This is a genomic window from Leptolyngbya cf. ectocarpi LEGE 11479 (assembly GCF_015207065.1).
Lineage (GTDB): Bacteria > Cyanobacteriota > Cyanobacteriia > Phormidesmidales > Phormidesmidaceae > Leptothoe > Leptothoe ectocarpi.
Window position 1 is genome coordinate 1 of sequence record NZ_JADEXP010000422.1, and the last position, 5,427, is coordinate 5,427.

Annotated in this window: 6 protein-coding genes and 1 pseudogene; 4 read left to right on the forward strand and 3 right to left on the reverse strand. The window is 46.5% G+C overall.

The genetic code is table 11. The annotated features are described in order from the left end of the window. A partial coding sequence (locus IQ260_RS27410; RefSeq protein ID WP_193996250.1) for a LodA/GoxA family CTQ-dependent oxidase occupies positions 1-809 on the reverse strand: 809 nt, incomplete at its 3' end. A gap of 430 nt (positions 810-1,239) precedes the next feature. Between IQ260_RS27410 and IQ260_RS27415 the strand changes: the two genes are divergently transcribed. Further along, positions 1,240-2,505 carry a glycosyltransferase gene (locus tag IQ260_RS27415; RefSeq protein WP_193996251.1) on the forward strand — a complete coding sequence of 422 codons (1,266 nt, stop codon included), beginning with the start codon at positions 1,240-1,242 and terminating at the stop codon, positions 2,503-2,505. 160 nt (positions 2,506-2,665) lie between these two features. Here IQ260_RS27415 and IQ260_RS27420 read toward each other — a convergent pair whose 3' ends face one another. Continuing rightward, the gene (locus IQ260_RS27420) at positions 2,666-3,373 is read right to left on the reverse strand and encodes a LuxR C-terminal-related transcriptional regulator (RefSeq protein ID WP_193996252.1); all 708 of its coding nucleotides are present in this window, start codon (positions 3,371-3,373) and stop codon (positions 2,666-2,668) included. Between the two features lie 98 nt (positions 3,374-3,471). Between IQ260_RS27420 and IQ260_RS27425 the strand changes: the two genes are divergently transcribed. The 3 genes from IQ260_RS27425 to IQ260_RS27435 all read left to right on the forward strand — a co-directional run bounded on the left by IQ260_RS27425 (position 3,472) and on the right by IQ260_RS27435 (position 5,232). Further along, positions 3,472-4,149: a DJ-1/PfpI family protein gene (locus IQ260_RS27425; protein ID WP_193996253.1), complete on the forward strand. Its 678-nt coding sequence runs from the start codon at positions 3,472-3,474 to the stop codon at positions 4,147-4,149. Position 4,150: 1 nt separating this feature from the next. Further along, positions 4,151-4,591, forward strand: a complete 441-nt coding sequence (locus tag IQ260_RS27430; protein ID WP_193996254.1) for a DUF6220 domain-containing protein — start codon at positions 4,151-4,153, stop codon at positions 4,589-4,591. 380 nt (positions 4,592-4,971) lie between these two features. Beyond that, positions 4,972-5,232: a DUF2281 domain-containing protein gene (locus IQ260_RS27435; RefSeq protein ID WP_193996255.1), complete on the forward strand. Its 261-nt coding sequence runs from the start codon at positions 4,972-4,974 to the stop codon at positions 5,230-5,232. A 103-nt stretch (positions 5,233-5,335) separates the two neighbouring features. On the opposite strand, the pseudogene IQ260_RS27440 reads toward IQ260_RS27435, so the two are convergent. Next, positions 5,336-5,427 (reverse strand): annotated as a pseudogene (locus tag IQ260_RS27440) (IS5/IS1182 family transposase); the annotation flags it as partial.

A 5,427-nucleotide genomic window follows, 5' to 3' on the forward strand; every position in this document is an offset into this window, starting at 1 on the left:
TCGTAGGTTTCCTGGGTGGTTTTGTGCGTGATGCGGGCGGTGACACGACCGTCGCAAATGTCGTCATACCAATTTGAATTGTCCGCAAAATCGGTATTTAAATCAGACGGATTGAGAGAGCCTGAAAGACCATCAGCCGCATAGAAGATAAGCATGCCGTTATCGTATTCGATTGTACCAAGATTGACGTCGTGCGGCTCTCTTCCCAACTTTTTGGCTAGTTTACTGATCAGTTTTTGGGAATCTTTTCCATCCTCATCAAGTGTGTTGGGAAAGGGGAATTGTCCACCGATTTTCTGATAGTTGTTGTTGCTATCTACAGAAACAGCCGGAGGGCTGTTAACCAGCTCATGTCGATAATTACGTGCGCCGTCCTTTCGTTTCCCTTCGTCAAGCACATTAGGGTTGCGATAGCGCGTACTAATAGCGGGTGCGATGCGATCATCGAAAAATCTAGGGCTGAGATTTTGATGATTGTCGAGTTGGATCGAGAGGTCAAGGCTATTATTGAAATCGTACCAAAATGGCTTCTTATTCGCGACTTCGACCGTCCACTCGATGTTATAGTCGTCGGGTTCGATCTGACCTACCGGATTTCCCTCATCATCACAAGCATAGATATAAAACCGTTGGGCTTGTTTTTTGATTCTCCCATCTTCGGTGAGGTAATCATTATCGACTTCAAAAAGATTGGCCCAAGGGATCTCAGGACTAAAAATTACGCACTCTTTTTCGGCTGGTCCATTGCCAATGCGCGCGATACCGATGGATGGATAAATTCTGAATTTTGGTTGTGTTTGATTGTTCATGATTGTGTCATTCCCCCTTGTTAGAATCGATTTGAACCCTTTATTCCCTAAATTTTCTTTAATTTCCTGGGATAGTTATGAATTCAATGCAGTATCAACATGACTGCCCGGCTTTCTCGCATTTATTATAGCCTCATTAGCTTCCTGAAAGGGACTTCAGAGTTAGAACGTAATCTACGCGCATGGTATTCGTAAGCATCAATTCACTGAAAGATGCCGAGAATTTTATTGTTGGGGTGAGAATAAAAAACGGTGAACTACATGTTACAAATCTGTGATACCAAAATACCATTCGGATGGTAGCTGGGAGCTGAGTATGGACAGCTTCAAAGCTCGGTGAGGACAGTATTTTAATTTTGCTGGCAAAGCAGCAAAGCATTAGGATTGACTCATCATATCTATGCAGTGTCGCTTATCGAGAGGCAAAGGAGTGAGCCGAATCGTTTTAACCACTATTGGATCTTTTGGAGATTTACATCCAAAGATTGCGATCGCGCTTGAGTTACGTCGTCGAGGTCACGATATTGTGTTTGCAACTCATCGAGAATATCAGCACAAAATCGAAGCTCTCGGATTTGAGTTTCACCGAATGCGGCCTGACAACACCGCACTCAACGATCCTGAAGAAATGGCACGAATGATGGATCTGAGAACAGGCACAGAATATGTGGTTAGAAATTGGGTTTGTGCCAGCTTGCGTGAAACCTACACAGACTTGATGAACACAGCCAAAAATGCCGATCTCATCATCAACGGTGAAGGCGTACTGGCAGCCAGATTAGTCGCAGAAAAACTAGGAATTTCGTGGATACCGACGGTTCTGCAACCCCTATCCTTTCTCTCTGCTTACGATCCGTCTGTTCTGCCTGCACTCCCCGCCATCTTCCAACTACCCGGCTTTAACCTCATAGCCCAACGCGGCATTAGACCCCTCTCAAAACTCTTATCAAAAGCTTGGGCAAAACCAGTTTACCAACTCCGACAGGAGATTGACCTGCCTCCCCTTAAAGGTAACCCATTGATTGACGATAAATATCCTCCAGGTTTAGTCCTAACGATGTTCTCACCAGTCCTTGCTAAGCCCCAGCCAGATTGGCCGACTAATACAGTACTCACAGGGTTTACCTTCTACGACGGCAGCGAGGGCGGTAGACAACTTCCTTCTGAACTAGAGCAATTTCTAAATGCAGGTGAGCCACCGATTGTATTTACGCTAGGGTCAGCCGCAGTGGTGTCTCCAGGACAGTTCTATGAGGAAAGCATCAAAGCGGTCAACCATTTAAACCGTCGTGCTGTACTGCTGATGGGTAAAAATGCGCCGCCAGCCAATCTTCCCAACAGTATAATTGCAGTGAACTATGCGCCGTACTCTCAACTCTTTTCGCGGGCCTGTGCAATCGTTCATCAAGGCGGCGTTGGCACAACGGCTCAGGCATTACGGGCAGGTCGTCCAACGCTGGTGACACCTTACAGCGTCGATCAACCAGACAATGCAGCCAGAGTTAAACGCCTGGGTACTTCACGAACGGTTTCTCGCAAACAATACATAGCGAAACGAGTTGCCAAACAGTTGAATGAATTATTAGACAATCCTAATTATGCAGCTAGATCCATAAAAATTGGAGCAATTATTCGAGCAGAAAATGGGGTGAATGTAGCGTGCGATGCAATTGAAAAACAGCTTAAAGCTGTCTAAATTTCACCGTGAATGCCAGAGCAGCCCAACACTCCGTTGGTACGGATGGAAACAGGAGGGAGTGGGCCTATCTGCCGCCGCACAACTTTACCGTTATGCTGCTCATTAGAGTGGTTAAGACATAGGCGAAAGGTTACTGAAAGTTTGACACCAAGCCCGATTAAGACGGCTCGTTACCTGCCATAGAGGGTGGTGTGGAGTGGAGCTGTGCGACCATTTCTGTACGCGACGAAACACTTAGCTTACGGAACATTCGCTTCAGAGCCTGCTTGACAGAATTTTCGGTGATCCAAAGTTCCTTCCCGATGGCTGCATTGGTTCGTCCTAACGCAACCAACTGGGCGATCTGTAATTCACGAGGGGTTAACCGATGAGTGCTCAATGGTTGTTGCCGAGGTCTAACAGTGCTTCGCGCAAGTCGCGCAGTTGCAGTCCAGGTAGACAAATGCAAACAAACGGCACCTAGATCCGCTAAATCCTGATTGTCAAAGGCTGGCATCGACTTTTCACGAGTGCAACCTACCGTACCGATTAACTGACCGCCATTAACAATCGGTCCTGCCATTACATGCCAGTGATCCGGACGAGGACAGATCAGATTCCAAGCTTTGGGTGTTGTTACCAGTCCTTCATGGACGGGGGTATGACAGTCTGCAAGGTAGCGGGCGACCGGATTATGTTCAAGGGATAGGGCGATATTAAGAACGTTTTGAAACTTGCGTTCGGCTAGAACCTGATCAAAGAAAAAGATTCCTGATCGCTTGGCAGCAAAGTACTCACCCACCTTTGGCGCCAGGTGCGATCGCAATTCATCCTCATGCTTAAACTGATGAATTTCTTCAAATAAAAGCTTTAAGGAAATCGTCATGGTGGCTAAAAGAGTACTCGATCGAGGACTAGGCGCGGTGGGTTCGCATTTCTACTATAAGGATAGTTCACTTGCAATGACCACGAGGACATCCGCTTATGACTGATTCACAAACGTACACCATCGGTTTAGTCTTTTATCCTGGTATGACCGCATTAGATATGGTGGGGCCGCAGCAAGTTTTTAGCGCTCTTCCGGGTGTTGAACTGCATCGAATCTGGAAAAGCTTAACCCCCATTACCTGCGATGACGGATTGGTCATTTTGCCGGATACGACCTTTTCAAACTGCCCACCCTTAGACGTCATCTGTATCGGCGGCGGACTAGGACAGCAAGCAATTGTAGACGATCTAGAGATACTTGAATTTCTTCAAAAACAGGGCAAGACCGCAAAGTTTATCACCTCTGTGTGTGGCGGATCAGAGTTTCTCGCAAAAGCAGATTTGCTAGAGGGGTATCGAGCCGCGACGCACTGGGGAATGCGTGAACAGCTGATGGCAAATTCAGGGGTTGAGGTTGGCACCGAGCGTGTCGTCGTAGATCGCAATCGCATCACGGGCGGCGGCGTGACAGCCGGAATCGATTTTGGCTTAACGATCGCAAGTATCCTTTACGGGGAAGAAACCGCCAAGATTGTTCAATTATTAATGGAGTACGATCCCGCTCCGCCATTTGATACCGGTTCGCCCGAGAAAGCAGGCCCCGAATTGGTCAATAAAGCCGTGTTGTTTATGCAGGGGATGTCAAATTTAGAACTTGTAAAATCAGTAAACTGACATGACCACAACTTCAGAAACAGATCGCTCTTTTGTTGCTTCAAGCTGGGTTAAAGTTGGGTTTTACGCAACTTCCATTCTCTTTAACATTTGCTTAATTGTTCAGGTATTGACGGTTGGTGTTGCCTACTTCACCGATCCTGCCTGGTGGACTATTCACGTGTGGCTCGTGCGAGGGTACGGTGGGCTGTCACTAATTCTGCTGGTAGCGGCGTTGATGCTTCCATTTTCTAGCAGAACTCGCTGGCTGACGGCTAGTTTACCTGTGCTGCTTGGACTGCAGTTTTGCAGCATTCATCTCAAAACACCTCTTCATTTAGAGATTCTTCATCCATTGATTGGATTCACGCTATTCTATGTTTCTTCAAGTCTCGTACACCGTGTATCGCGTGAGTACATGCAACATGGAAGTAAAAAAGGACAGATCGGCGTATCAGGTTGAATCTTGCGGTAGACCATCAAAAACTGAGATCGCAACACCCACACTACGCCTATTACGCCATTGCTGATCCAAGGAATGGACCGATCTGTAGCCGTTGTCATTGGACGGTTGCTTACAGATCAAACCATCCCGAGGATCAGCAATGCTTTGATTAAGCTATGGCCACCCGTTTGGTCAAAATGGCCATGACTTCTTCGGGCGTCCGGTGGAGATGGGTTTACTCCAGTCGTTGGGTTCAGCGTAGTGCTTTTTGTGCAGGTCTTGAATGGTTAGCCGCACGGCGGTAAGGCTGGTCAAACAGCAGATGACGCACCGTTTCGTATTTCATCAGTTGCAATATAATTGAGAAATACTCGCTGAACATTCTTATATTTTTTATTATGACGATTCGTGAAATAACGATTGCCAAATTGCAGCAGCTGCCAAGCGTGCTCTTGCAAGAAGTTAACGATTTTATCGACTTTTTAAGTTATAAACATCAACCTTGGACAAAAACAAAGGAGCCTCAAGCTTCCATCACTGAAACATGGGCACAATGGTTTACAGCAGTTGATCATCTACCCATTAAAACTACTGAATCAGCTGGTGACTATCAACAGCATCTGCTATCTAAATATCGTAAGCAGGGGTTAGAACTTTGATCCTTCTTCTCCTCTCCTGACTACCTGGTCTTGTTTGACTGAAGCTATGTATTTATCTCTCCCGCCTCAGAGGATGTTTTAAAAGGTAGAGGGGTGTATCAAATCATGCCAGTCTCCTGAGCATCAAGCGAGTCATGGCAATATAAATCATGGCCTCAGATGATTCGGGTAAGCGTTCATAATCCTTACTCAGGC

What these genes read in the sequence shown, in the direction of transcription:
- IQ260_RS27420 (WP_193996252.1), bottom strand. Translation starts at nt 3,373, where the DNA reads ATGACGATTTCCTTAAAGCTTTTATTTGAAGAAATTCATCAGTTTAAG.
- IQ260_RS27425 (WP_193996253.1), top strand. Translation starts at nt 3,472, where the DNA reads ATGACTGATTCACAAACGTACACCATCGGTTTAGTCTTTTATCCTGGT.
- IQ260_RS27430 (WP_193996254.1), top strand. Translation starts at nt 4,151, where the DNA reads ATGACCACAACTTCAGAAACAGATCGCTCTTTTGTTGCTTCAAGCTGG.
- IQ260_RS27435 (WP_193996255.1), top strand. Translation starts at nt 4,972, where the DNA reads ATGACGATTCGTGAAATAACGATTGCCAAATTGCAGCAGCTGCCAAGC.